This window comes from Pseudonocardia ailaonensis, assembly GCF_039531635.1.
GTDB lineage: Bacteria > Actinomycetota > Actinomycetes > Mycobacteriales > Pseudonocardiaceae > Pseudonocardia > Pseudonocardia ailaonensis.
In genome coordinates this window covers 1-24,084 of record NZ_BAAAQK010000037.1, presented here as the reverse complement: position 1 = coordinate 24,084, position 24,084 = coordinate 1, and the positions used below count along the sequence as shown (strand labels likewise).

Below are 24,084 nucleotides of genomic sequence, written 5' to 3'. Positions count from 1 at the left end.
GCCGCCTGGTTCGCGTTGAGGGTGTCGAGGATCTGCTGCTGGATCCCGGCGAGCTGGGCCTGGCCGATCTTCAGGGGCCCGGTGGCCAGCCAACCGACGACCGAGTCGACGGTGGTGCTGAGCTGGGCGGCGAGGGCGGGGACGCCGCGGACGAAGGTGATGACGACGAAGGTCAGGATCGCGCCGAGCGCCGCGAGCCCGGCGACCACCACCAGCGCGGTCGCGACGCCGCGCGGGACCCGCCGCGCCTGGAGCAGGCCGACGGCCGGCGACAGGAGAGCGGCGAGGAGCAGCGCGATGGCCACCGGCACGACGATGGCCGCGAGGTACGCCACGACCTGCCCCAGGACGTAGAGCGCGCCGGCGACCGCGAGGACCCGCCAGGCGATCGCACCGCTGACCCGCAGGATCCGGGGCACGGTCGGACCGACGTCGCCCGCTGCCGGTGCGGGCGCGGACATCCGAGGATCGGGCGCGCGGACGGGCCTGGTCATTGTTCGCTGGGCTCCTTGTGGAGGGACCGCGGCGCGACTGCGACGCGGGGCTCCGCCGAGGTCAGGAGCGGAGAACGGCCGATGCCCCGTGGGCCGACCGCTCTGTGGCGGGGCTACCCGGTTCGTCCGGTTTCACGCTTCCCCCGCACGGTCAGGTGGTTGCGGGCGGGGTCGAACTCCACGGCACCCGCCGCGGCGAGGTCGGCCAGCCAGTCCGCCATGGGCCACCGGCCCCAGCGGTGGCGGAAGAGCCGGGCGTTGGCGACGATCTCGCCCACCCGGGCCGGATCGTGGCGGGTCGGCCGATGATGCTGGTGGAAGGCGTGCGCGCCCCCGACCCAGGCCATGTCGAGACCACGGTCGCGGGCGGTGAGGGCGAAGTCGGTGTCCTCCCCGCCGTAGCCCCGGTACTCCTCGCAGAACCCGCCCGCCCGCCGCCAGGCGTGTGCGGTGAGGGCGAAGGACAGCGACCAGAACAGCTCGCGGCGGGTCTCGGGGAGGATCGTCCCGTCGGGCGGGTCCGGCCGGGCGGGATGCGGGTCGGGCTCCAGGTCGAACCCGCCGGGCGGCAGGTAGGTGACGGGCCCGCACAGCAGCGTCGGCCCGGTGCGGCGGGCGGCGTCGGCGTAGCGGTCGAGGAGTGCCGGTCCCGGGATGCAGTCGACGTCGAGGAACACCAGCAGCTCGGCGCCGTCGGCCAGGGCGATGGCGGCGCCCGTGTTCCGGGCCTCGGCCAGCGGCAGCGGACCGGCCGCCGCCATCCCGACGACGACATGGATCACGGCAGGGCCGCGGGCCAGGGCCTCCTGCTGTCGGCGGAGATGCTCCTCCCGCCCGGCGACGATCGTGACGACGGCGGTCCTCATCCGCCGTGCCCGGCGAGCATCGGGGATCCGGGGCCCAGGCCGATGAGGACGTCGGGTTGCGGTGCGGCGAGGGCGTCGACCTCGGCCGCGGCCCGCCGGGCTCCGCCGCCGGTCGACCAGGCCGTCCAACCGGCCCCGCCGATCTCCTGCGCCCGGGCCAGCAGGCCGGGCCACTCGGGGCCGGCCGGCCAGGCCGTGGCGACGGCCGCGAGCCCGGCCCGGTCCAGCGCCTCGGCGGTCGCGACCTGCTCGCCGTGCGGGCGGTCCTGCGGGAGCACCACCGCGGCCCGGCGGGCGGCGGCGACCTCGGCGAGGGCGTTCTGGCCGGCGTGGGTGACCACGACCGCGGCCCGCTCCAGCGCGGGCCACACCTCGTCGACCCACCCGAGCCGCAGCAGGTTCGGGGGATCGTCCGATGTGGAGGATCCCGGGGCAGCTGATCCCGGACCGGCGATCTCCCAGCGGCGGTCCGGGATCGCGGCGGCCGCCTCCCGGACCTGCGCGTCGCCGACGTCGAGGCCACCACCGCCCCACAGCACGAGGACCCGTCGTGGATCGGGATCGGCCGGCCGCCGGCCGTCGAACTGGGAGAACGCGCCCAGGTGCACGGTCTTCACCCGCCACGACTCCGGCCAGTCGTCCGGGCGCGCCGGCCAGGGGGCGAGCAGACGGGCGGCGAGGTCGTAGGCGAGCTGGTGGGGGCGGTCGGTGCGGTCGCCGGGCTGGGCCATGATCGCGACCGGCACCCCGTGCAGCCGCGCGAGCAGGCAGACCTCGACGGACACGTCGGCCACGAGGAGCCGCACGTCGTCCCGGGCCAGCACGGCCCCGATCGCGGCCGTCCGGTCCCGCAGGCCGGTGTCGTGCAGCGGAGCCCAGTGCAGCGTGCCGCCCGCCGTGGGGTCGACCGGCGCGGTGTCCGAGTCGTCGCGGGGGAGGAGGACCCATTCGCCGGGCCAGCCTTCGGGCATCGTCCTGCTGGACAGGCCGACGACCGGGGTGCGCAGGGCGCGGGCGATCGCGGTCGCACGGTGGACGTGGCCGCTGCCGTGGTGGTGGACGTAGTAGGCGATCATGCGCACATCCGCTCGTAGAGGGCTTCGTAGCCGTCCGTCATCGCGTCGATGGAGCAGTGGGCCTCGGCCCGGCGCCGGGCGGCAGCGCGGTCGAGCGTGGCGGCCTGCAGGATCGCCACGGCCAGCGCGTCGACGTCGCCGGGCTCCACCAGCACCCCGCACCCGGGTGTGAGGATCTCCGGCAACGCGCCGCGGGCGAACCCCGCGACGGGGGTGCCGCACGCCAGGGCCTCGGCGACGACCAGCCCGTAGGGCTCGTCCCAGCACGGCGCGACGACGGCGACCGACGCGGTCCCCAGAAGGGCCGCGAGACTGCGGTGATCGAGATGGCCCTCGTAGGTGACCACCCCGCCGAGCAGGGGGACGACCTCCTCGGTGAAGAACCGGCGATCCGGGGTCGGACCGGCCAGCCGCAGCCCGGTGCCCGCCGTGCGGGCGGCCCGGATCGCCTCGACGGGACCCTTCTCGGGGACGATCCGGCCTGACCAGACCGGCCGTCCCCCGCCCGGTCCGGCGGTCCATGCGGTGGTGTCGACCCCGTTGCGCACCACGGCCGCGTCCGCACCGAGGGGCCGCCACTGGTCCGCGGTGTAGGCGCTGACCGCGGCGAACCGCAGCCGGGAGGCGTCCCCGGTGCGCACCGCGGACTCGAGCCAGGGCGTCGGCGGGGTGTGCAGGGTCGTCAGGACCGGCGCGGGCAGGCTGGGTGCCATCGCCAGTGGCAGGTAGTGCAGCGAGTTGTTGTGCACGAGATCGAAATCCTCGTTCCGGCCCAGGTCGAGCAGCATCGACAGGTACGCGTGGTGCTCGGCGAGGAACCAGTCGGCGGGCATCCCGACGTCACTGCGCGCCGCCGCCGAGATCGGGGGCAGCGCGGGCATCGACCGCACGTCGAGGGACTCGTCGGATCCGGACGCACCGAACACGACGACATCGTGGCCCCGCCCGCGGAGGCGATGGGCCAGCTGGAAGGTGTGGGCCTCGAGGCCGCCGGGGAACGGCTCGCGGATGGGATAGCGCGCGGAGGCGACGAGGGCGATGCGGCGGCGGGTTCCGGGCCGGGTGATCTCCCTCGTCACGATCGCGTGGAGAGGTGGTGCCTGGTCATGGGTGCAAGCGCTCCTTCGGCCATGGGGGGCAGACCGAGGAGACTCGGGGGTGTCGGGTCGGCCGCCTCGGGGATCGATGTCCGAGCTGCTGCTGAACCCGACTCGCTCATCATGTGCGGGCTACCCGGAGTCCGCGAGTCGAACCCCGCAGCCCCAGGATCCGCAGGGTCTCGTCATGGCGGGCCAGGCCGGCGTCGATCCACTCCGGGTGGGTGGCGTACCAGCTCAGGTGCGCGGCATGGACCGTCGCGGGGGAGACCGGGGTGCCGTCCACCTCCCAGCCCGCGCGGGGCTCCGCGTCGAGCCCCAGCGCGGCGACGACGGCCGCGTCGAGCGGGGCCCGGATCCCGCCCAGGAGCTCCCGGCCCGGATCGGCCGCGTCGGGCGGCGCCCCGGCGGCGGCCTGCAGCCGGCGGGCCAGCGCGATCAGCACGGGATTCCCGGGGTGGTTGAGGGTGTGGGCGGCGGCGGCGCCGAGACCGGTGAGCAGGTCGGAGACGCCGACGTCGGCGTCCCGGGCCTCGCGGCGGGCGAGCTCGGCCACCCCGCGCGCACCCACCTCGCGCAGTGCCTCGGGACCGGGACCGGGCGGCAGACCCGCGGCCTCGGCCAGCACCCGCAGGTCGTGGTACGGCACGACGGGCGGGACGGCCGCGGGGTCGCGCGGGTGCCGGACGATCGCCGACCAGGGGTGCAGCGCCGGATGGCGGATCACCGGCCAGCGCACGACGGTCGCCCGCGGGGCGTGCGCGGACAGCTCGGAAGTCCCCAGCGGCAGGCCGCGGTACCCGTCCCGGACCGGCTGCGAGAACAGGAACGCGGCACGGGCGAGCAGCGCGCGCAGGTGGGGGAGGTCACCGCGCTCGAGCTCGTGGACGGGCGGGATCCGCACGGCCCGGGCCGGGAAGGTGGCCGACCCGGCCAGCAGTACGCGCAGCGACTCGGCCTGGCAGTTGCCGTGGACCAGGGCGAGCGGGCCGGGCGGGAGCGGCCGCAGCCCGTAGAACCCGCCGTAGTGGAGGTGTCGAGCGTGGTCGGGCATGCGGTCATCGTGCGGGGCGGGCGGAGCGCCCGCGCGCCCTGGCATCGGTGTCGGAGGCCGGTCGCCTGCGGCACCCCCGGGTTTCGGCCCGGCCGGTGCGGGCATCTCGGCGGCTGTGCGTGTTGCCTCCGTCCCCGCCGGTCACCCCTACGTCCGGGGCATCGCCCGGCCGGACGGGCCCGATCCCGTTGTCCGGCTGCCGGATCCGCCCGTACCGGGGGCTCCTGCGGGGCAGTGGTGGCCGCCGCCGATGCTCGAGCCCCGGTGGGTCCGCGACCACGCCGGCGCGTTCGACGTCTTCCACCTCCACTTCGGTTTCGACGGCCGGTCCCCGGCCCAGCTGCACGACCTCGTCGCGGGGCTCGACGAGGTCCGCCGCCCGCTCGTGCTCACCGTGCACGACCTGCGCAACCCCCACCATCGTGAGCCGGCCGCGCACACCGCGGCCCTCGACGTCCTGGTCCCGGCCGCCGCCGCGCTCGTCACCCTCACCGCAGGCGCCGCGGCCGAGATCGAGCGGCGGTGGGGCGTGCGGCCGGTGGTGATCCCGCACCCGCCCGTGGTCCCTGCCCTTCGCGCCCGCACCGCACGGCCTCGGCGGCGGGGTTTCACCGTGGGGGTGCACGCCAAGAGCGTCCGGACCAACAGCGACCCGGTCGGGGTCGCGCTCGCCCTCGTCGAGGCGGTCCGCGACCTGCCCGGCGCCAGCGTCCGCGTCGACGCCCACGACGACGACCGCGGAAGGGCCGCGGCGGCCGCCCTGCGCGGCACGTCCGAGGTACGGGTTCATCGCCCCTTCACCGACCCCGAGCTGTGGGACTACCTGCAGGAGCTCGACCTGTCCGTGCTGCCCTACCGGTGGGGGACGCACTCGGGCTGGCTGGAGACCTGCCACGATCTCGGCACCCCCGTCCTCGCGCCCGAGACCGGGCACTACCGGGAGCAGGCCCCGTGCCTGACCTACCGGCTCACCGCCGACGGGCCGGATCCCCGCTCGCTCGCCGCCGCGGTCCGCCGGGCGTACGAGCAACGCCCGCGGTGGCGCGCCGATCCCGGGGAGCGGCTGCGGCAGCGGCACGCGATCGCCGCGGCGCACGAGGAGCTCTACGCCCGGGTGGCCGGATGAGGGTGCACGTCGAGGCCCCCGGCCCGCCCGGGCACGGGGTCCGCCGCCATGCGGCCCGGGTGGCCGAGCTCGTGGAGGCCTCGGCCCGGTCCGGCCGGTCCGGCCCCGCCGACCTCACCCACGCCCAGTTCACCGACGCCCTCTGGGGTCCGGACGTGGCCACCGCCGCGGACGCGTTCGAGCGCCGCGCGGCGGCGCTCCCGCGGCCGCTGGTCGTGACCCTCCACGATCTCCCCGGCGCCGACCCGGACCCGCGCCGCGACGCCCGGCGAACCGCCGGGTACCGGCGGGTGGCCGTCCGGGCCGACCTGGTGATCGTCTCGGCGCGGCACGAGGCGGCGAAGGCCCGGGCGTTCGGAGCCGATCCGTCGGTCATCCCGCTCCCGCTGCCCTCGGTCGGGGCGCCCGGTCCGCGGCCCGCGTGGGCCGACCGCCCGACCGTCGTCGTGCTGGGATTCGTGTACCCGGGCAAGGGCCACGCCGAGGCGATCGCCGCGGCTGCCGCGCAGACCCGGCCGCCACGGGTGGTCGCGGCCGGTGCGGTCAGCCCGGGCCACGAGCCACTGTGGATGGAGCTGGGTGACCGGGCCGCGGCGGCCGGCGTCGAGCTCGTCCTCACCGGGCCCCTCGGTGACGCCGACCTGGTCGCGGCCGCCCGCGCCGCGACCGTGCCGGTGGCCCCGAACCGTGGGGTCAGCGCCAGCGGGTCGTTGCTGACCTGGATCGCCTGCGGGCGGGTGCCGTTCGCGACGCGCGGCGCCTACGCGCAGGAGATCGCCGAGGACCACCCGCGCCACATCAGGCTCCACGAACCGGGTGGGCTCGCGGCGGCGATCGCCGGCGCCGGGGACACCCGCGCCGACCCACCGGGCTGGCCGGACGTCGGCGCGCTGCACCACCGGGCCTATGAGCGCGCGTCGTGCTGACCGACCGTCCCGTCCCGCACAACCGCTGGGACCTCCTCGACGGCGTCCCCGTCCCGACGCCGCAGGTCAGCGTGGTGGTCTGCCACTACGAGCAGCCCGCGCAGCTGGCCCGCACCCTCCACGCCCTGGGCCGCCAGACCCTGCCGCCGCACGAGATCGTCGTCGCCGACGACGGGTCGCGGCGTCCACCGGAGCCGGCGCCCGGCGTGCGGGTCGTCACCCAGCCCGACCGCGGGTTCCGCGCCGCCGCCGCGCGCAACCTCGGTGCCCGGCACACGACGGGCGAGGTGCTCGTCTTCCTCGACGCGGACACGGTCCCCGAACCGGGGTTCCTGGCCGCGCTGACCCGCACCGTCGCCCGATGCGCCGACGTGCTCGCCGTCGGCCGGCGCCGGCACGCCGATCTCCGCGACCTCCCGCCGGGCGGCGATCCGGCGACGGCGCCCCGGCTCTCCGAGCCCGGCTGGCTCACCGAGGGCTACCGGGCCACCCGCGACCTGCTCGACGCCGACGGACGGAGCTTCCGCTACGTGATCAGTGCGTTGATGGCCTTGCGCCGCAGCCTGTTCGATGATCTCGGCGGCTTCGACGAGCGCTTCGTCGGCTACGGCGGCGAGGACTGGGACCTGGGCTACCGGGCCTGGAACGCGGGCGCGGTGCTGGTCCACGAACGCGCCGCGGTCGGCTGGCACGACGGCCCCGACTGGGCGGGCCGGGCGGAGGACCGCGCGCGCAAGGACCTCGAGTCCCGCCGGCTCGCCGCTCTGGTGCCCGAGCCGATCACCCGTGGAGCCGCCCCGCCGGGCCCGGTGCCCGACGTCCTGGTCGATCTCGACGCCGATCCGTCCACACCGGACGTCGCGCGGACGGTGCAGGCGCTGCTCGCCCAGACACACCGCGACCTCCGGATCCGTGCGCTGGGGGAGCTCTACCCCGGCACGGTGCAACACGAGCCGTGGACGCCCGACCAGCTCCGCCGGGCCCGCGCGCGGCTCCTCGTGAGGAGCCCCCTGCCGGCCCGTACCGTCGAGCTGATGCTGCGCGAGGCGGTGACCCACGATCTCGGCGAGGTCCGGGCGAGCGGGCCCGCCGGCGAGCCGGTCGCGATCCTCACCACGACCCGGGCCCTGGGACGGGGCCGTCGGCGCGCCACCGGCCTCGATCCGGCCTTCGGACGTGCGGTCGTCCGGGTCGACCCGCTGCTCCGGTGACCTCGGCCATGGCCTCCGTCCCCGCGGCCCCGCCTGCCGAGAGCCGGTCGCCTCGCGGCGCAGATGCTCTCGGCTCCCGGCGTGCGGTCAGAACCAGACTTTACGGCCGGCGACAGGCCGGCCGATGCTCCCGAGGACGAGGAGGACCACGCCGACGACGAGGAGAATGCCGCCGATGTAGTACAGGATCGAGATGCCGGCCAACCAGCCGATCAGGAGGAGGATGAGACCGAGAACGATCATGGGGGGAAATGTCCTTTCACAGAGGGTGAGCGAAAGCTAGAGGCCGTCCCCGCGGTCTGCAGGATGTGGCCGCAAGATCGCCCGTTGCGCCGCAGGACGATGGGCCGGTTGCCACTCGGGTGCGGCATCCGCGCGGAACGGGCCACCCGGCCGGGGCGGGCGATGGGGCGCCGTGACCCGGCCCGGCGATGGGTGAACCGCCGGGGTCCGGGTAGCCACCGGGCGAGGCGGTCCCGGTGCTCCACCGGCGGGTCGTCGGAGGGGGTGCGGCGCGATGGGTCGATCGGGCGCAGGGCGACGGACGTTCGTGCTGTCCTTCGTGGACGCCACGTGCCTGCCCGGAATTCGCCGATGGCTGCGCGCCAACGTCGCCGGCGAGGATCTGATGATCAACGCCCAGCTGGTGTGCACCGAGCTGGTGACCAACGCGGTGGAGCACGGCGGTGGCCGTGGCACCGTGCGGATCGACCTCGTCGAGGACGACGGACTGCACGTCGAGGTCGACGATCGTGACCCCGCCGCCGCCCTGACGATCGGGCGATCGCGCCTGGGCGGTGTCCGCGGCCGTGGGCTGCAGATCGTCACCGCGATGGCGGAGTGGGGTGTCACCCGGAGGACGGACGGCAAGACGGTCTGGGCGAGCCTGTGATCCCGGGCGCCGCGCGACCCGCGGGTGCGGCGTCCTGTCGCGCTCCGAGCCGGAGTTCGACTGCCGGCACCTGATCGTCCGGGCGGCCCGGTGGACCGAACGGCCCAACAATGTCGAGACCCTCTGCCGCCCGTCCGCGGGAGAGGCATACTCGCCCCACCTGATCGGCGTAGGCGTCGAGAGTCGTCGAAGGGGGTGGGCGGGCGCTGAACGAGGACGGCGGGCTCTGTGATCCGGAGCGGCTGGAGGCCCTGGCCGCCACCGGGCTCAGCCGCGCCTCCGATCCGGTCATGGAGGCCTTCGCCGCACGGGTCCGCCGGCTGCTTGGGGTGCCGGTGGCGCTCGTGTCGCTGGTCCGCCGGGACGAGCAGGTGTTCCCCGGGATGACGGGGCTCCCGGAGCCGTGGGCGTCGAGACGGTCGACGCCGTTGACGCACTCGTTCTGCCAGCACGTCGTCTCCTCGGCGAAGCCGCTGGTCATCGCCGACGCCCGCGACCACGACCTGGTCCGGGACAACCTGGCGGTGCTCGACCTGGGTGTCCTCGCCTACGCCGGGATCCCGCTGACCGACGAGCAGGGCAACGTCCTGGGCTCGTTGTGCGCCATCGACACCCGCCCCCGCAACTGGGACGAGGAGCACCTGGAGCTGTTGGGCGACCTGGCCGCGGCATGTTCGACGGAGCTGCGCCTGAGGCTCGCCAAGGTCGACGCCCAGCAGGAACGCCGTCGGCGCGACCAGCTCGACGCGGAGCTGCGCCGTGCCTTCGCCCGGTCCCGGACGCTCCTCGACGCCTCGCAGTCGTTCTCCGAGGCGATGACGGTCGACGGCGTGCGGGACCGGATCGGGTTGCTGGTCCACAGCGAGCTGGCGCCGGACTACGTCGGGCTCAGCCTGCTCGAGGACGACGGCACGGTCCTGCGGTTGCAGGACCCCCAGTTCCCGGCCGGGCCCGCGGGCCAATGGACGAGGTACGAGCTCGGCTCGTCGCTGCCCACCGTGACCGCGGTCCGGGAGGACCGGATCGTGTTCTTCCCGAGCCGGGCCGAGTTCGACCGCTTCCATCCCGAGCCGGCCCGCCGGCTGCATGCCGATCTGCGGCTCGAGGCGGTCGTCGCCGTGCCCCTACCCGGGCCGGCGGGCCCCGTCGGGTCGTTCATGCTGGGATGGCACACGGTCCGGGAGATCGAGCCTGCGGACCTGGTCACGATCACCACCATCGCCGGCTACGCCGCGCAGGCGCTGGCCAGGGCGCGCAGGCGCCAGGTGGAGCGGCAGGCCGCGGCCGAGACCCGGCGCATGTCGGAGACGCTGCAGCGCAGCCTGCTCACCCGGCCGTTCGAACCCGATCACCTCGAGCTGGCCGTACGGTACGTGCCCGCGACGGCGGACACCCAGGTCGGTGGCGACTGGTACGACGCGTTCCTGTCGCGCGACGGGGCCCTGTCGGTGGTGATCGGCGACGTGGCCGGCCACGACCGGAACGCCGTCGCGGCGATGGGGCAGCTGCGCAACCTGCTGCGCGGCATCGCCTACGCCCTCCGGGAGTCGCCGGCCGCGGTCATCGGGGAGCTCGACGGCGCGATCCGGCAGCTGTCCGTCGGCACCATCGCCACCGCCGTGCTGGGCAGGGTCGAGCAGACCGCGGACCACACCTCGCGCGGGCTGCGGCGGTTCCGCTGGGTCAACGCCGGGCACCCGCCGCCCCTGCTGATCAGCGCCGCCGGCACGCCCGGCCTGCTGAGCACTCCACCCGACCTGCTCCTGGGCGCCGACCCGGACTGCCGCCGGACCGACCACACGGTCGACATCTTCCCCGGTGACACCCTGCTGCTCTACACCGACGGGCTCGTCGAGCGGCGGGGAGCCGATCTCGACGAGGGGTTCGGCTGGCTCGAGGAGGCGGCCCGCCGCCACGCGGGACTTCCGCTGGAGGAGTTCTGCGACGCGCTCCTGGCCGAGGTCGGGGACCAGCGAGGCGACGACGTCGCCCTCCTCGCCCTGCGTGCACACCGTGAGGACCGACCTCGCCCGTCCGAGGCGGGTCCGGAGGTCCTCGTCCCCCGGGATTGAGCGGGCCCGGCATCCGGGGCGTGCACCGACCCGCGACGGGAGGCCCGGACGCATCGGGGGTCGTCGGCGCCACGACGGGTACACCCGGGTGTGCCCCTCGCCCGCCGCGCCCGGAACCGACCCGCCCCCCGACCGGATCCGGTGGTCCGGCTACTCGACGACCTGGCCGAGCGGCCGGTGAACTACGACGAGTCGACGGCCCCGCCCCGGGTCACCGCGGGCTGGCACCAGGACCGACGGGTGGTCCACCTGGGCGACGAGCCGCCGGGCGAGCCGCTCGTGGGCGGCCTCTTCGAGCGGGCCGGCGACCTCGTGAACAGCTACGAGTTCAGCGATCCCGCGATCGTGCGGGCGGCGTTCCGCGCCCCGGGCGACCTGCTGGGCCGGGTGATGGTGCTGGAGGGCCGGTTCCTGCTGCTGCGCCTGCTCATGGGGGTGCGTGTCACCGACCGGCACGACGAGACGGACGGCCGGGAGCGCCGGGTCGGCTGGTCGTACCAGACCCTGGAGGGGCACATCGAGCAGGGCCGGCTGACCTACGAGGTGGCCAAGGCGCTGGACACGGGCCGGGTCGAGTTCCGGATCATCGCCCACTCGCGGCGGGCCCCGATCCCGAACCCGGTCCTGCGCCTGGGCTTCCGGGTGTTCGGGCGGCACACGCAGCAACGCTTCTACCGCAACGCGTTGCGGCGCCTGCGACACCTGGTCCGGGACCCGTCGCCGGTGCCCGAACCGGGTCCCGACGGCGTGGTCCGTGCCCCGACGGGATCGCGTCCGGGCCGGTTCGAGGCGTGGACCGTCCGGGTCGTGGACGCCGGCGCGCGCTGAGGCCTCAGCCGAGGGCGACCCTGCGCGTGTGCACCTTCAGGCCGCCGTCGCGGCGGCCGCCGGACAGCGCGACGGCGCCGAGGCACGACCGCGTCCACATCACCAGCTGCACCTCCTTGGCCAGCAGCAGGCGGTTGTAGAGCAGGTGCGAGAGCCGGTCGCCCGGTCGCGCCCAGGACTCGATCACGAACTCGGTGCCGGACCCGTGCGGCTCGGCGCGGAACTCGATCTGCCCGGCCTCGAGGTGCCCGCGCAGGGTCGCGAGCCGGAACCCCCGCGGGCCGGAGGCGATCACCCGCACGGGGCCGTTCCACGGACCCGGGAGCCGGACCACGAGCTCGTCGCCGACCGTCATCGACCCGGACGCGCCGCGGGTGCGCCGGAACACCGACATGCCCGTCGGCGCCCAGCGGTTGGGGTCGGATGCCATGCGGCCCATCAGGTCCTCGGCACTGCAGCCGCCGGCGATCCGCACCGAGTAGTGGCGGTGCAGCAGCGGGCCGTAGCCGTCCTCGACCGTCTGGACCCGGTCGTCGAGCCGGCCGTCCGGGACGGGATCGGGCAGGTCGGAACCGTCGCCCTCCTCCTCGGTGCGATGGATCGCGACGGTGTTCCAGAGGTACTGCCACGAGACCACCGCGATGCCGATCGGCCAGCGCACGACGGCGGCCACGCGGCGGCGGTCACCATGTGGACGGGGAGACCGGGTCAGCTGCACGGGCATGGATACCCGGCGGAGCGGGAACCTACCGGGGTGACCATCGGAACTCTGCTGCACCGCGCCGGCGTGCGCGCGATCCACCTGCAGGCGGCCTCCCTGGGATCGGTGGGGCTCTGCATCGGGTTGTGGCTGCGGGCCAAGACCGTCAGCCAGGAAGAGCGGGGCAACGCCGAGCGGCGCGCCCTGTTCGTCGGGCTGTGGCCGTCGACGATCTGGCTGATCGGCGACTCCGTCCGGCAGGTGGAGAAGGGTGGGCACTGAACCGCGCAGCCTCGGCATCGAGGAGGAGTTCCTGCTCGTCGACCCGGACGACGGTGCGGCGCGGGCGATCGCCGCCACCGTCCTGCGGCTCGACGGCGGGACGGAGGACCCGGGCGACGGGTCCGGGCTCGAGGCGGAGCTGCACTCCGAGCAGCTCGAGACCGGGACCCGGCCCCTTTCCGAGCTGGCCGACCTGGCCGCGGAGCTCGGCCGCACCCGCGCCCACGCGGCGACGGCCGCGGACGCGATGGGAGCGGCCGTGGCCCCGCTGGGTACCTACCCGCTGCCGGTCGAGCCGACGGCCTTCCCGAAGGCCCGCAACCAGCAGGTCGTGGAACGTTTCGCCCTCACCGGTCGCGAACAGCTGACGTGCGGCTGCCATGTCCACGTCGGCGTCGCGGACGAGGAGGAGGCCGTCGCCGCGCTCGACCGGATCCGGCCGTGGCTCCCGCCGCTGCTCGCCCTCTCGGTGAACTCGCCGTTCTGGGCGGGCGAGGCCTCGGGCTACGCGAGCTTCCGCAGCCAGGTGTGGTCGCGGTGGCCCTCGGCCGGCCCGTACGGGATCTTCGGCTCGGCCGCGGAGTACCGCCGGGTGACCGAGGCGATGCTCGCCACGGAGACCCTGGTCGACGACGGCATGCTCTACTTCGACGCCCGCGTCTCCCGGCGGCATCCGACCCTGGAGATCCGGATCGCGGACGTCTGCCGCGACCGGGACGACGCCGTGCTCGTCGCGGCTTTGGCCCGCGGGCTCGTGGAGACCGCGGTGCGGGAGTGGCGGGCGGGCCGGGAGCCCGATCCGGTGCGGACCGAGGAGCTGCGGCTGCACACGTGGCAGGCGGCGCGCACCGGCCTGGCGGGCGAGCTGGTCGATCCCACGACCGGTCGTCCGGCGGGGGCGGGGACGGTCGTGGGGCGGCTCGTCGCGCACGTGAGCGAGGCGCTCGAGGACGCCGGGGACCTGACGGTGGTGCGGGAGCTGGTGGCGGCGGTGACCGCGCGGGGGACCGGCGCGGACCGGCAGCAGGCCGTGTACGCCGAGACGGGCGACCTGCGCGCGGTGATCACGGACGCGACCGTCGCGCGCTGAGCGACGCCGCCGGCCGGAGGGCGGCGGTGCGGAGCGATCCGAGACGTCGGCCGGGCAGGCGGGGCGGCGGGACCGGCTAGTGGACGACGTCGCTGACCAGCGCGGCGACCCGCCGTACGGCCGGAGCCGGATCCGGGCGGTAGGCGAGGACCAGCGGCACGCGCACCGTCTCGTCGGCCAGGGGCAGGTAGACCACGCCGTCGAGCCGCAGGGCGCGCACCGATGCCGGCACGAGCCCGAAGCCGAGCCCTGCGGCCACGAAGACCACGAGGGTGCCGGTCTCGCCGATCTCGATGACGTCGGGATCAAGGCCTGCTCTGCGGCAGGTCTCCAGGACGAGCGGCTGCATGCTCGAGCGCCGGCCCGAGGGGTGGGTGATCACGGGTGTCCCCGCCAGGTCGGCGAGCCGCACCTCGCGCGCGTCGGCCAGCGCGTGTCCGCTGGGCAGGACGACGACGAGAGGTTCCTCGCGCAGCGGGACGGTGGCGAGGTCGTCGAGCGGGAGATCGCCCGGTCGCACGACGGCGAGGTCGAGCTCGTCGGCTCGCAGCGCGTCGAGCAGGGCCGGGCCGAGAAGCTCCCCGCGCAGGTCCAGCTCGAGATCGGGTAGCTCGGCCCGGATCCGTTGTGCGACACGGGGAAGGACGTCGTAGGTGGCGGTGCCGACGAACCCGAGGCGGACCCTTCCGGCCCGGCCGGCCGCGAGCAGGCCGATGTCGTCGGCGGTCCGGTCGACGGTGTGGATGATCTCGTGGGCGCGGGTCCGGAGGAGTCGGCCGGCCTCGGTGAGGGAAACGCGCCGGGTCGACCGCTCCATCAGGCGCGCACCGACCTCGTGCTCCAGCTGGCGCAGCTGCTGCGACAGCGCGGGCTGGGCGATGTGCAGCCGAGCCGCGGCGCGGCCGAAGTGGCGTTCCTCGGCGAGCACGACGAACGACCGCAGGTGTCGGAGCTCCACCGACTCATTCTATGCATGCTGCTTATGAATGGGAGCGAAACGAGTATTGGACGTGATGGGTCCGGCGTTCCTACCGTGGCGGGTATGACGTCCAGCTACCTGTACGCGAGCGCACGCACCCGGTTCGGACGCTTCGGAGGAGCGCTCGCGGAGGTCCGGCCGGACGACCTGGCCGCGACCGCACTGTCGGGCGTCCTGGCCAGGACGCCGGGCCTCGACCCGGCCGAGATCGCCGACGTCTTCTGGGGCAGCGCGAACCAGGCGGGGGAGGACAACCGGAACGTCGGGCGGATGGCGGTGCTGCTCGCCGGGCTGCCCACCTCGGTGCCCGCCACCACGGTCAACCGGCTGTGCGGCTCGTCGCTCGACGCGGCGATCCAGGCCTCGCGGGCCGTGGAGGCCGGCGACGCCGATGTCGTGGTCGCCGGGGGAGCCGAGTCGATGACCCGTGCGCCGTGGGTGCTGCCGAAGCCGTCCCGGGCGTTCCCGGCCGGGGACGCGACCGCGGTGTCGACGACGCTGGGGTGGCGGCTGGTGAACTCCCGGATGCCGGCCGAGTGGACCGTGTCGCTGGGGGAGTGCAACGAGCGGCTCGGGGACCGGTTCGGGATCTCGCGCGAACGGCAGGACGAGTTCGCGGCCCGCTCGCACCGGCTCGCTGCCGAGGCGTGGGCCGCGGGCTTCTACGACGGCCTCGTCGTCGACGTCCCCGGGGCCGAGCTGGCCAGGGACGAGAGCATCCGCGACGGCTCCACCCCGGAGAAGCTCGCCGGGCTGAAGCCGTCCTTCCGCCCCGACGGGACCATCACCGCGGGCAACGCGAGCCCGCTCAACGACGGTGCCGCCGCGGTCCTGCTCGGATCCGAGGCCGCCGCGGCGCGGATCGGGACCGACCCGATCGCCCGGGTCGCGGGCCGTGGCGTCCACGCCCTCGATCCGCAGGACTTCGGCTTCGCGCCGGTCGAGGCCGCCGAGCGGGCGCTGGGCCGGGCCGGCATCGGCTGGTCGGACGTGTCGGCCGTCGAGCTGAACGAGGCGTTCGCGGTGCAGTCCCTGGCCTGCGTGGATGCCTGGAAGGTGGATCCGGACATCGTGAACGCCAAGGGTGGGGCGCTCGCCATCGGCCATCCGCTGGGGGCCTCGGGGGCCCGGGTGCTCGGCACCCTCGCCGCCCGGCTCGTGGAGTCGGGGGAGCGGTGGGGGGTCGCCGCGATCTGCATCGGCGTCGGGCAGGGGCTGGCCGTGGTGCTCGAGAACGTCTCGTGACAGCCCGGATCTGTGCGGACCACGACGAGGCGGTCGCCGGGACGGCGGACGGCGCGACGGTCCTGGTCGGTGGGTTCGGCATGGCCGGCATGCCCGTCGACCTGGTCGACGCCCTGATCCGCCAGGGCGCCATGGACCTCACCGTGGTGTCCAACAACGCGGGCAACGGCGACACCGGCCTGGCCGCACTGCTGGCGGCGGGGCGGGTGCGGAAGGTCATCTGCTCCTTCCCCCGCCAGGTCGACTCGTGGGTGTTCGACGGGCTCTACCGCTCCGGCCGGATCGAGCTCGAGGTCGTGCCCCAGGGCAACCTCGCCGAGCGGCTCCGGGCCGCCGGGGCGGGGATCGGGGCGTTCTTCACGCCGACCGGTGCGGGTACGCCGCTGGCGGAGGGCAAGGAGACCCGCGAGATCGACAGCCGCGTCCAGGTCCTCGAGTACCCCGTCAGGGGAGACCTCGCCCTGATCAAGGCGCATGTCGCCGACCGGATGGGGAACCTGGTGTACCGCAGGACCGCGCGGAACTTCGGGCCGGTGATGGCCACGGCCGCGGCGACGGTCGCGGTCCAGGTCGACCGGGTCGTCGAGACCGGGACGCTCGACCCGGAGGCGGTCGTGACCCCCGGCATCTACGTCGACCGGATCGTGCCGGTGGAGCGGGGCGCGACCGGATGAGCCCCCGGACGAAGGACGAGATCGCCGCGGCGATCGCCCGCGACATCGCCGACGCGCACCCCGGCGGAGCGTTCGTGAACCTGGGCATCGGCCAGCCGACTCTCGTCGCCGATCACCTGCCCCCGGGCTCGGGCGTGGTGCTGCACACCGAGAACGGCATGCTCAACATGGGCCCGGCCGCCCACGGCGAGGACATCGATCCCGACCTGATCAACGCGGGCAAGGTGCCGGTCACGGAGCTTCCGGGCGCCTCCTACTTCCACCAGGCGGACTCCTTCGCCATGATGCGCGGCGGTCACCTCGACGTCTGCGTGCTGGGGGCCTTCCAGGTCTCCGCCACCGGGGATCTCGCGAACTGGCACACCGGGGAACCGGACGCGATCCCCGCCGTCGGCGGCGCCATGGATCTCGCCATCGGCGCCAAACGGGTCTGGGTGATGATGACCCTGTTCGACAAGCAGGGCCGGCCCAAGATCGTCCCCGAGTGCACCTACCCGCTCACCGGGCTCGGCTGCATCGACCGCGTCTACACCGACCTGGGCACGTTCGAGGTGGGCTCCGGCGGCGTCCGTGCCCTCGAACTCTGCGGGATCTCGGCGGCGGAGATCTCCGCGCGGCTGAGCCCACTCGCCGTCTCCTAGCCGCGCCGTCTCCTCGCTGCGGCTCACCCGTCCCGGGAGGGGTCGTCTCGTGCCCCGGTCGAGGTCCGCGAGGCTCGCCACTCGGCGACGTACTCCTCGGCGACGGTGCGGACGGCGCGGCCGATCTCGGCGTACTCGTGGTCGCGCAGGTTGGCGAGGGACAGGCGGACGGACCAGGCCGGGCCGCCGAAGCCGCCGCCGCCCAGGGCGATGACGCCGGTCTGGCGGGCGAGGCGGAAGAGGATGTCGGTGGGCTCGTAGGTGGCCTGCAGGAACGCGACGAGCTCGGGTCCGTGGTGGTCCTGCGCGTAGCCGAGAAGGTCGAGCTCGACGTAGTAGCCGACGCGCAGGGGGTCCTCGGGCAGGGTGATCCGCATGCCGTCGAGGAGGTCGCCGAGGCGGCGGCGGAGGAGGGCCTGGGCCTGCTGCTTGTAGTGGTCCGCGTGGTCGAGCAGGCAGTAGGCGGCGAAGAGCAGCATCTGCAGCTGCTGGGGCAGGGAGAGCCCGGCGGTGTGGTTGAGCGCGACGTCGCGGGAGTCGGCCACGAGGCGGTCGGCGAACCGGAGGGCCCGCGGGGTGAGGGTGAGCGTGGAGTAGCGGGCGTCGAGTGCCTGCTTGTCCGGCTCGGGGAGCCGGGCGAGCAGCTCGTCGAGCACGCTGTCCGGGGCGACGCCGATCACGCCGAGCCGCCAGCCGGTGGCGCCGAAGTACTTGGAGAAGGAGTAGACGAGCACGCTGTTGCGGGGGACGTGCGCGGCGAGCGAGGTGAAGCCGTCGATGAAGGTGCCGTAGACGTCGTCGGTCACGACGACGAGATCGGGATTCTCCTCGACGGCCGCGGCGATCCGTTCCAGGGTCTCCGAGCTCAGGGACACCGACGGCGGGTTGGTGGGGTTCACGCAGAGCAGCGCCTTGACGGTGCGGTCGCGCAGCCTGTCGATCTCGGCGTCGGGGTACTGCCAGGTGCCGGGCTCGGCGTGGAGGCGGACGAGATCGAAGCCGTACTCGGCGAGGCGGGCGATCTCCAGGTACGGGGTGAAGATCGGGGTCATGATCGCGACCCGGTCGCCGGGCCGGAGCAGCCGGTTCCGCACGAGCGTGTCGAGGATGTAGCAGATGGCGGCGGTGCCGCCCTCGACCGCGAACAGGTCCATCGGGCCGGTGCCCATCTCCCGGGAGAGGTAGCGGCGCACGACGTCCTCCGCGTGGCGCAGCATCCGGTCGGGGGTGGGGTAGTGGTCACCGATCACCGAGTCGGCGAGCTCCCAGACGAACGAGTCCGGGTCGTAGCCGCAGTCGTCGACGCCCCAGTCCAGGACCCGTTGCAGGAGGTCGACGCCGCTCTCCCCGGCGTGCGCGGTGAGCCAGGCGCGGAACCGCCCGGCGATCCCGGACTGCTGCGGGACCCCGACGAGCTCGGGATCCCAGGTGATGTGCGCGCGGCACTCCTCCAGGGCGAAGAAGCCGAGCCGGAAGAACGCCTCCCGGGGCGTGGGGGCGGTGAAGTTCGGGTTCCCGCGGCCGGCGTTGAGCAGCTGGAAGGCGGTGCGCCCCTCGTGCTCGCCGGCGATCTCGCGCAGCTTCTCCTTGAGCTCGAACGGGGACAGGGTCTGGAGTGCCCGGATGTCCTCGCGGCCGATCTCGGCCATCAGAACCTCACGCGGTCAGGGCGACGACGACCGCGCCACCGATGGTCAGGACGATGTTCGCCACGGCGTACGGGACGGTGTAGCCGAGCATGGGCACCGCGCTGCGGGAGGCGTCCCGCAGCGCTCCCGCGGCCGGCGACGACGAGCGCGACCCGGCCAGCACGCCGAGCGCGATCACGGGATCGAAGCGGAACACCCAGCGGGCCAACAGGGTCATGACCAGCAGCGGGACGAGGGTGACGACGATCCCGGCGAGCAGGATGCCCACGCCGTGGCGGGCCAGCCCGGACACGAACGACGGCCCCGCCGAGATCCCGACCATGGCGATGAAGAACGCGAGCCCGGCGGACTCGAGGAACCAGTCCGCGGCGGGCGGGATCCGGGCCAGCAGCGGACGGCGGGTGCGGAGCCAGCCGACCAGCAGGCCTACGAGCAGGGCACCGACGCTGGTGGAGAGGCCGACCGGGATCCCGCCGGCGCGCAGGGCGGGAACGCCGATCAGGGCGCCTGCCGCGATGCCCAGTCCGAGCACGACCATGCTCGACTCGGTGCCCGCCCGTTCGGCGTGCCCGACCAGCGGGATCACCGACTCCAGCAGGGGGAGCGGGCCCTGGAGCCGCACCTCGTCGCCCGCCCGGAGGACGACGGCGTCGCCGAGGGGCAGGTCGTGGCCGCTGCGGCGCAGTCCGCGCAGGTAGATGCGGCGGAACTCCGTCCGCAGCGCGCCGACGGTCCGGCCGGCACCGCGGTGCGAGACCACGATCCACAGGTCCTCGATCGCGAAGCCCAGCAGCTCCGGGTCGTCGACCTCCTCGGCGAGGCCGGCCAGCGCCGGGGCGAACACGTCGATCCGGCGGGCGGTCAGGACGACGGTGGCGCCGACGGTCAGCGGGGTCTGCGGGGTTGCGTCGGCCGGAGTCGCGGCGGTGCCGGAGCCGGCGCCCCCACCGGTGCCGGGATCGGTTCCGGGGCCGGCGACGGTGCCGGGCGCCGGGCGCGCGCCGCCGGGGCCGAGGGCGGTGGCAGCGGCTGTGGCGGGGCCCGCGCCGCCGGCCGCGGGGCGGATCCTGGCCACGTAGGCGTGGTGGTCGCCTGTGGCGAGGTGGCGTTCGAGGTCGCCGGCCGTGGTGACACCGGGCGGCAGGGCGGTGAGCCGATAGGCGCGGCGGGTGACGTCCAGGTAGGCCGTCTGCACGTCGGGGGAGGTCTGCGCCAGCCCGAGCCGGTGTTCCAGCGCGGCCGCGGCGGCGGGGAGGTCGCGGATGCCGAGCAGCCTCGGGGCGAGGTTCGCGCAGTACAGGGCGGTGCCGATGGTGCCGAACAGGTACGTCACGGCGTAGGCGACCGGGACGAGGTCCATCCACTCCTCGATCGTCGCCGGATCCTGCGCCAGCCCGGCGATGGACCCCTGCGCGACGCCGACGACCGCGGACTGGGTCAGCCCGCCGCCGGCGATCCCCGCGGCGAGGCCGGGATCGAGGCCCATCACCGCGGCGAGCACCACGACGGTCCCGACCCCGACCACCGCGAGCAGCGCGGCGAACACCGCCTGCGGCGCGCCGGTGCCCTTCAGCCCGGCGACGAACTGCGGGCCGAGCCGGATCCCGAGGGCGAACAGGAACAGCAGGAAGAAGATGTTCCTGGCCGGGCCGTCCACCGACAGGGTCGTCACCGTGCCGTCCGCGCGGTCGACGGTGATCACCGCGCCGAGCAGCACACCGACGATCAGGGTGCCGGTGATCGCCCCGAGGGAGATCGACCGGTACCGCAGCCGGCCGAGCGCGAAGCCGAGGCCGACGGCGAGCACCACCGCGATCTCGGAGTGCCCCAGCAGGGCCCGCGCGACCCAGTCCATTCAGGACGCCCGGCCGAGCGCGGTGCGGACCCCGCGGGCGATCTCCAGGTCCTCGCGGGCCGGGACGACGAGCGTGCGGACCGTCGCGCCGGGAGCGGTGATCTCGCCCTCCGCTCCCTCGGCGACCGCGACGCCGAGGAAGGCCAGGCGAGCGGCGACCATCGTGCGGACCACGGTGGAGTTCTCGCCGACCCCGCCGGTGAAGGCGAGCGCCTCGAGGCCGCCGGTGGAGGCGGCCATCGCGGCGATCCCGGCGGCGATCCGGTGCACGTAGACGGCCATGGCGAGCGAGTCCGGCCCGATCTCCCGGAGGTCGGCGGTGCCGGCGAGGGCGAGCAGGCCGGAGCGCTTCTCCAGGGTCTCGGCCACCTCGTGCGGCGAGAGTCCTTCGTGCTCCTCCAGCCAGAGGACGAGCCCGGGATCGACACTCCCGGACCGGGTCGCCATGACCAGGCCCTCCAGGGGGGTGAAGCCCATGGTGGTGTCGACGCTGCGGCCGTCGAGCACCGCGCACAGCGACGCCCCGGCCCCGAGGTGGGCGGTGACGATCCGCCGCGCCCCGGTCCGCGCGGCGACCTGTCGCGAGCACCAGGCGTGGGAGAGCCCGTGGAAGCCGTAGCGGCGGATCGCGTACCGCTCCCGCCAGTGCGCGGGCACGGCGTAGGTCGCGGCAGCCTCCGGGATGGTGGTGTGGAAGGCGGTGTCGAAGCAGGCCACCGCGGGGACGTCCGGGAACTGCCCGGACACGGCGTCGAGCCCGTCGAGGGACTTCGGCTGGTGCAGCGGGGCGAGCGCGGTCAGCTCGTCGAGTGCCCGGCGCACGTCGTGATCCACGACGACGGGATCGGTGAACCGGGTGCCGCCGTGCACGACCCGGTGCCCGACCGCGTCCGGCGCGGGCCAGTCCCGGATCCCGTCGAGGGAGTCGGCCGTGCGCTCGACGGTGTCGTCCGGCCCGACGAGCCGCAGCTTGAGGCTCGACGAGCCGGCGTTGACGACGAGAACCCTCACTCCCACTTCCAGTTCGCGATCGCGGGATCGTCCTCGCCGTGCTCGCGGGTGTAGGCGCGGGCGGCATGGCGGGCGTCGGACATCCGCTGGCGCAGGGTCGCGGCCTTCGAGCCGAGGGCGGGGACGCGGTCGATCACGTCCATGACCAGGTGGAAGCGGTCGAGGTCGTTGAGCATCACCATGTCGAACGGGGTGGTGGTCGTGCCCTCCTCCTTGTACCCGCGCACGTGCAGGTTGGCGTGGTTGCGGCGGGAGTAGGTGAGCCGGTGGATCAGCCAGGGATAGCCGTGGAAGGCGAGGACGATCGGCTTGTCCGGGGTGAACAGGGCGTCGAACTCGTTGTCGTCCATGCCGTGCGGGTGCTCGGACGACGGCTGCAGCCGCATCAGGTCCACGATGTTGATCACCCGGACCTTCAGCTGGGGCAGGTGCTCGCGCAGCAGGGCCGCGGCCGCGAGGGTCTCCAGGGTGGGGATGTCCCCGCAGCAGGCGAGCACGACGTCGGGTTCCCCCTCGGTGCTCGACGCCCAGTCCCAGATCCCCAGGCCGCGGGCGCAGTGCGCGATGGCCTCGTCCATCGTCAGGTAGGTGAGCTGCGGCTGCTTGCCCGCCACGACGACGTTGACGTAGTGCCGGGACCGCAGGCAGTGGTCCATCGTGGACAGCAGCGTGTTGGTGTCCGGTGGCAGGTAGACGCGGGTGATCTCCGCCTTCTTGTTGATCACGTGGTCGAGGAAGCCGGGATCCTGGTGGGAGAAGCCGTTGTGGTCCTGGCGCCACACGTGGCTCGACAACAGGTAGTTCAGGCTCGCGATCGGTGCGCGCCAGGGGATGTGGCGCGTGGTCTTGAGCCACTTGGCGTGCTGGTTGAGCATCGAGTCGACGATGTGGATGAAGGCCTCGTAGCTGGTGAACAGCCCGTGGCGGCCGGTGAGCAGGTAGCCCTCCAGCCAGCCCTGGCACAGGTGTTCGGAGAGCACCTCCATGACCCGGCCGTCGGGGGCGAGGTGCTCGTCGCCCTCGACCACCGAGGCGTTCCATGCCCGGTCGGTCACCTCGAAGGCCGCCTGCAGCCGGTTGGACGCAACCTCGTCCGGGCCGAAGAGCCGGAACCGGTCGGTGTTGGCGGCGATGACGTCGCGGAGGAACTCGCCCAGCACCGTGGTGGCGGGGCTGACGTCGGAGGCGGGCCGCGCGACGGCCACGGCGTAGTCGCGGAAGTCCGGCAGGGCCAGGTCGCGCAGGAGCAGACCGCCGTTGGTGTGCGGGTTGGCGCTCATCCGGCGGGTGCCCTCCGGGGCGAGCGCGCGCAGCTCGGGGAGCAGCCGGCCGCCGTCGTCGAACAGCTCCTCCGGTCGGTAGGACCGCATCCACTCCTCGAGCTGGGCGCGGTGCCCCGCGTCGGTGCGGGTGCCGGCCAGCGGGACCTGGTGGGCGCGGAAGGTGCCCTCGACCTGCTTGCCGTCGACCTCGCGGGGCCCGGTCCAGCCTTTGGGGGTACGCAGCACGATCATCGGCCAGGCCGGGCGGGTCGCGGGCGGGTCGGCCTTGATCGCGGCGATCTCGTCGAGCACCTCGTCCAGGGTGGCGGCGAGCTCCTCGTGCACCGCCGACGGCTCGTCGCCGGTGACGAACCGGGGCGCGTAGCCGTAGCCGCGCATCAGCTCCGCCAGCTCGGACTCCGGGATGCGGGCGAGGATCGTCGGGTTGGCGATCTTGTAGCCGTTGAGGTGCAGGACCGGGAGCACGGTGCCGTCCCGGCGCGGGTCGATCCACTTGTTCGCGTGCCAGCTCGCGGCCAGCGGACCGGTCTCGGCCTCGCCGTCCCCCACGACGCAGAGCGCCAGGAGATCGGGGTTGTCGAAGACCGCGCCGTAGGCGTGCAGCAGGGCGTACCCGAGCTCGCCGCCTTCGTGGATCGAGCCCGGGGTCTCGGGCGCGACGTGCGAGGGGATCCCGCCGGGGAAGGAGAACTGGCGGAACAGCTTCCGCAGCCCGTCCTCGTCCTCACCGATCGACGAGTAGATCTCGGAGTAGGTGCCTTCGAGGTAGGCGTTCGCGACCAGGCCGGGGCCGCCGTGCCCGGGCCCGGTCACGAAGAGCGCGTTCAGGTCCCGGTCCCTGATCGCCCGGTTCAGGTGCGCGTAGAGCAGGTTCAGCCCCGGGGTGGTGCCCCAGTGCCCGAGCAGCCGCGGTTTGACGTGCTCGGGCACGAGCGGCTCCCGCAGCAGCGGGTTGTCCAGCAGATAGATCTGACTGTGAGACTGCGTGGGCCGGTCCGGAGCGGCCGTGATGGGCTGGCAGCGAGACGGTGAG

At 74.4% G+C, this 24,084-nt stretch carries 23 protein-coding genes; 11 read left to right on the top strand and 12 right to left on the bottom strand.

What is annotated here, in order from left to right:
- From ABD324_RS36920 to ABD324_RS36900, 5 genes are all read right to left on the bottom strand, one after another.
- Positions 1-494, bottom strand: a 494-nt coding sequence (locus ABD324_RS36920; RefSeq protein WP_344428498.1) for an AI-2E family transporter, incomplete at its 3' end; no start/stop codon positions are given.
- Positions 495-607: 113 nt separating this feature from the next.
- Positions 608-1,360: a glycosyltransferase family 2 protein gene (locus tag ABD324_RS36915; RefSeq protein ID WP_344428495.1), complete on the bottom strand. Its 753-nt coding sequence runs from the start codon at positions 1,358-1,360 to the stop codon at positions 608-610.
- Positions 1,357-2,436 (bottom strand): glycosyltransferase, encoded by a 1,080-nt coding sequence (locus tag ABD324_RS36910; RefSeq protein WP_344428492.1) that lies wholly within the window; start codon positions 2,434-2,436, stop codon positions 1,357-1,359. The genes ABD324_RS36915 and ABD324_RS36910 overlap by 4 nt, the downstream gene beginning before the upstream one ends.
- Entirely contained in the window at positions 2,433-3,515 is a 1,083-nt protein-coding gene (locus ABD324_RS36905) for a glycosyltransferase (RefSeq protein WP_344428489.1), read from the bottom strand. Before ABD324_RS36905 ends, ABD324_RS36910 begins: the two co-directional genes overlap by 4 nt.
- A 139-nt stretch (positions 3,516-3,654) precedes the next feature.
- Positions 3,655-4,587, bottom strand: a complete 933-nt coding sequence (locus tag ABD324_RS36900) for a WcbI family polysaccharide biosynthesis putative acetyltransferase (RefSeq protein ID WP_344428486.1) — start codon at positions 4,585-4,587, stop codon at positions 3,655-3,657.
- Positions 4,588-4,837: 250 nt separating this feature from the next.
- On the opposite strand from ABD324_RS36900, the gene ABD324_RS36895 reads away from it, so the two are divergent.
- From ABD324_RS36895 to ABD324_RS36885, 3 genes are read left to right on the top strand one after another with little or no spacing between them, the layout of a single operon-like run.
- Positions 4,838-5,713, top strand: a complete 876-nt coding sequence (locus tag ABD324_RS36895; protein ID WP_344428483.1) for a glycosyltransferase — start codon at positions 4,838-4,840, stop codon at positions 5,711-5,713.
- The gene (locus ABD324_RS36890; RefSeq protein WP_344428480.1) at positions 5,710-6,639 is read left to right on the top strand and encodes a glycosyltransferase family protein; all 930 of its coding nucleotides are present in this window, start codon (positions 5,710-5,712) and stop codon (positions 6,637-6,639) included. Before ABD324_RS36895 ends, ABD324_RS36890 begins: the two co-directional genes overlap by 4 nt.
- On the top strand, positions 6,633-7,850 hold the full coding sequence (locus tag ABD324_RS36885) for a glycosyltransferase family 2 protein (protein WP_344428477.1): 1,218 nt from the start codon (positions 6,633-6,635) through the stop codon (positions 7,848-7,850). The genes ABD324_RS36890 and ABD324_RS36885 overlap by 7 nt, the downstream gene beginning before the upstream one ends.
- Positions 7,851-7,937: 87 nt before the next feature.
- Here the strand turns inward: ABD324_RS36885 and ABD324_RS36880 are convergent, their stop codons facing one another.
- The gene (locus ABD324_RS36880; RefSeq protein WP_344428474.1) at positions 7,938-8,093 is read right to left on the bottom strand and encodes a hypothetical protein; all 156 of its coding nucleotides are present in this window, start codon (positions 8,091-8,093) and stop codon (positions 7,938-7,940) included.
- A gap of 307 nt (positions 8,094-8,400) precedes the next feature.
- Between ABD324_RS36880 and ABD324_RS36875 the strand changes: the two genes are divergently transcribed.
- From ABD324_RS36875 to ABD324_RS36865, 3 genes are all read left to right on the top strand, one after another.
- Positions 8,401-8,742 carry an ATP-binding protein gene (locus ABD324_RS36875; protein ID WP_344428472.1) on the top strand — a complete coding sequence of 114 codons (342 nt, stop codon included), beginning with the start codon at positions 8,401-8,403 and terminating at the stop codon, positions 8,740-8,742.
- A 290-nt stretch (positions 8,743-9,032) separates the two neighbouring features.
- Positions 9,033-10,814 (top strand): SpoIIE family protein phosphatase, encoded by a 1,782-nt coding sequence (locus ABD324_RS36870; RefSeq protein WP_344428469.1) that lies wholly within the window; start codon positions 9,033-9,035, stop codon positions 10,812-10,814.
- A 141-nt stretch (positions 10,815-10,955) separates the two neighbouring features.
- Positions 10,956-11,642, top strand: coding sequence for a DUF1990 family protein (locus tag ABD324_RS36865; RefSeq protein ID WP_344428466.1), 687 nt, complete (start codon positions 10,956-10,958; stop codon positions 11,640-11,642).
- A 4-nt stretch (positions 11,643-11,646) separates the two neighbouring features.
- On the opposite strand, the gene ABD324_RS36860 is transcribed toward ABD324_RS36865, so the two are convergent.
- The gene (locus ABD324_RS36860) at positions 11,647-12,315 is read right to left on the bottom strand and encodes a DUF1990 family protein (RefSeq protein WP_344428463.1); all 669 of its coding nucleotides are present in this window, start codon (positions 12,313-12,315) and stop codon (positions 11,647-11,649) included.
- 81 nt (positions 12,316-12,396) lie between these two features.
- Here ABD324_RS36860 and ABD324_RS36855 point away from each other — a divergent pair, with 81 nt between their 5' ends.
- The gene (locus tag ABD324_RS36855; protein WP_344428460.1) at positions 12,397-12,624 is read left to right on the top strand and encodes a hypothetical protein; all 228 of its coding nucleotides are present in this window, start codon (positions 12,397-12,399) and stop codon (positions 12,622-12,624) included.
- The gene (locus ABD324_RS36850; RefSeq protein ID WP_344428458.1) at positions 12,614-13,714 is read left to right on the top strand and encodes a carboxylate-amine ligase; all 1,101 of its coding nucleotides are present in this window, start codon (positions 12,614-12,616) and stop codon (positions 13,712-13,714) included. The genes ABD324_RS36855 and ABD324_RS36850 overlap by 11 nt, the downstream gene beginning before the upstream one ends.
- Positions 13,715-13,790: 76 nt before the next feature.
- Here the strand turns inward: ABD324_RS36850 and ABD324_RS36845 are convergent, their stop codons facing one another.
- Positions 13,791-14,672, bottom strand: coding sequence for a LysR family transcriptional regulator (locus ABD324_RS36845; RefSeq protein WP_344428455.1), 882 nt, complete (start codon positions 14,670-14,672; stop codon positions 13,791-13,793).
- Between the two features lie 84 nt (positions 14,673-14,756).
- Here ABD324_RS36845 and ABD324_RS36840 point away from each other — a divergent pair, with 84 nt between their 5' ends.
- Genes ABD324_RS36840 through ABD324_RS36830 form a run of 3 tightly spaced genes read left to right on the top strand, consistent with a single transcriptional unit; the run spans position 14,757 to position 17,253 of the window.
- Positions 14,757-15,938: a thiolase family protein gene (locus tag ABD324_RS36840; protein WP_344428452.1), complete on the top strand. Its 1,182-nt coding sequence runs from the start codon at positions 14,757-14,759 to the stop codon at positions 15,936-15,938.
- Complete coding sequence (locus ABD324_RS36835; protein ID WP_344428448.1) at positions 15,935-16,612, top strand: 3-oxoacid CoA-transferase subunit A; 678 nt, start codon at positions 15,935-15,937, stop codon at positions 16,610-16,612. The genes ABD324_RS36840 and ABD324_RS36835 overlap by 4 nt, the downstream gene beginning before the upstream one ends.
- Positions 16,609-17,253, top strand: coding sequence for a 3-oxoacid CoA-transferase subunit B (locus ABD324_RS36830; protein WP_344428445.1), 645 nt, complete (start codon positions 16,609-16,611; stop codon positions 17,251-17,253). Before ABD324_RS36835 ends, ABD324_RS36830 begins: the two co-directional genes overlap by 4 nt.
- Before the next feature lie 23 nt (positions 17,254-17,276).
- Here ABD324_RS36830 and ABD324_RS36825 read toward each other — a convergent pair whose 3' ends face one another.
- Genes ABD324_RS36825 through ABD324_RS36810 form a run of 4 tightly spaced genes read right to left on the bottom strand, consistent with a single transcriptional unit; the run spans position 17,277 to position 24,062 of the window.
- Positions 17,277-18,902 (bottom strand): bifunctional aspartate transaminase/aspartate 4-decarboxylase, encoded by a 1,626-nt coding sequence (locus ABD324_RS36825; RefSeq protein WP_344428442.1) that lies wholly within the window; start codon positions 18,900-18,902, stop codon positions 17,277-17,279.
- A gap of 7 nt (positions 18,903-18,909) precedes the next feature.
- Positions 18,910-20,757, bottom strand: coding sequence for an aspartate-alanine antiporter-like transporter (locus tag ABD324_RS36820; RefSeq protein WP_344428439.1), 1,848 nt, complete (start codon positions 20,755-20,757; stop codon positions 18,910-18,912).
- Positions 20,758-21,768, bottom strand: coding sequence for an acetate/propionate family kinase (locus ABD324_RS36815; protein WP_344428436.1), 1,011 nt, complete (start codon positions 21,766-21,768; stop codon positions 20,758-20,760).
- Positions 21,765-24,062 carry a phosphoketolase family protein gene (locus ABD324_RS36810; protein ID WP_344428501.1) on the bottom strand — a complete coding sequence of 766 codons (2,298 nt, stop codon included), beginning with the start codon at positions 24,060-24,062 and terminating at the stop codon, positions 21,765-21,767. Before ABD324_RS36810 ends, ABD324_RS36815 begins: the two co-directional genes overlap by 4 nt.
- Positions 24,063-24,084 lie beyond the last annotated feature (22 nt).

Coding starts and splice junctions, on each gene's coding strand:
- ABD324_RS36915 (WP_344428495.1), bottom strand. CDS start 1,360: ATGAGGACCGCCGTCGTCACGATCGTCGCCGGGCGGGAGGAGCATCTC.
- ABD324_RS36910 (WP_344428492.1), bottom strand. CDS start 2,436: ATGATCGCCTACTACGTCCACCACCACGGCAGCGGCCACGTCCACCGT.
- ABD324_RS36900 (WP_344428486.1), bottom strand. CDS start 4,587: ATGCCCGACCACGCTCGACACCTCCACTACGGCGGGTTCTACGGGCTG.
- ABD324_RS36895 (WP_344428483.1), top strand. CDS start 4,838: ATGCTCGAGCCCCGGTGGGTCCGCGACCACGCCGGCGCGTTCGACGTC.
- ABD324_RS36890 (WP_344428480.1), top strand. CDS start 5,710: ATGAGGGTGCACGTCGAGGCCCCCGGCCCGCCCGGGCACGGGGTCCGC.
- ABD324_RS36880 (WP_344428474.1), bottom strand. CDS start 8,093: ATGATCGTTCTCGGTCTCATCCTCCTCCTGATCGGCTGGTTGGCCGGC.
- ABD324_RS36870 (WP_344428469.1), top strand. CDS start 9,033: ATGGAGGCCTTCGCCGCACGGGTCCGCCGGCTGCTTGGGGTGCCGGTG.
- ABD324_RS36840 (WP_344428452.1), top strand. CDS start 14,757: ATGACGTCCAGCTACCTGTACGCGAGCGCACGCACCCGGTTCGGACGC.
- ABD324_RS36830 (WP_344428445.1), top strand. CDS start 16,609: ATGAGCCCCCGGACGAAGGACGAGATCGCCGCGGCGATCGCCCGCGAC.
- ABD324_RS36825 (WP_344428442.1), bottom strand. CDS start 18,902: ATGGCCGAGATCGGCCGCGAGGACATCCGGGCACTCCAGACCCTGTCC.
- ABD324_RS36820 (WP_344428439.1), bottom strand. CDS start 20,757: ATGGACTGGGTCGCGCGGGCCCTGCTGGGGCACTCCGAGATCGCGGTG.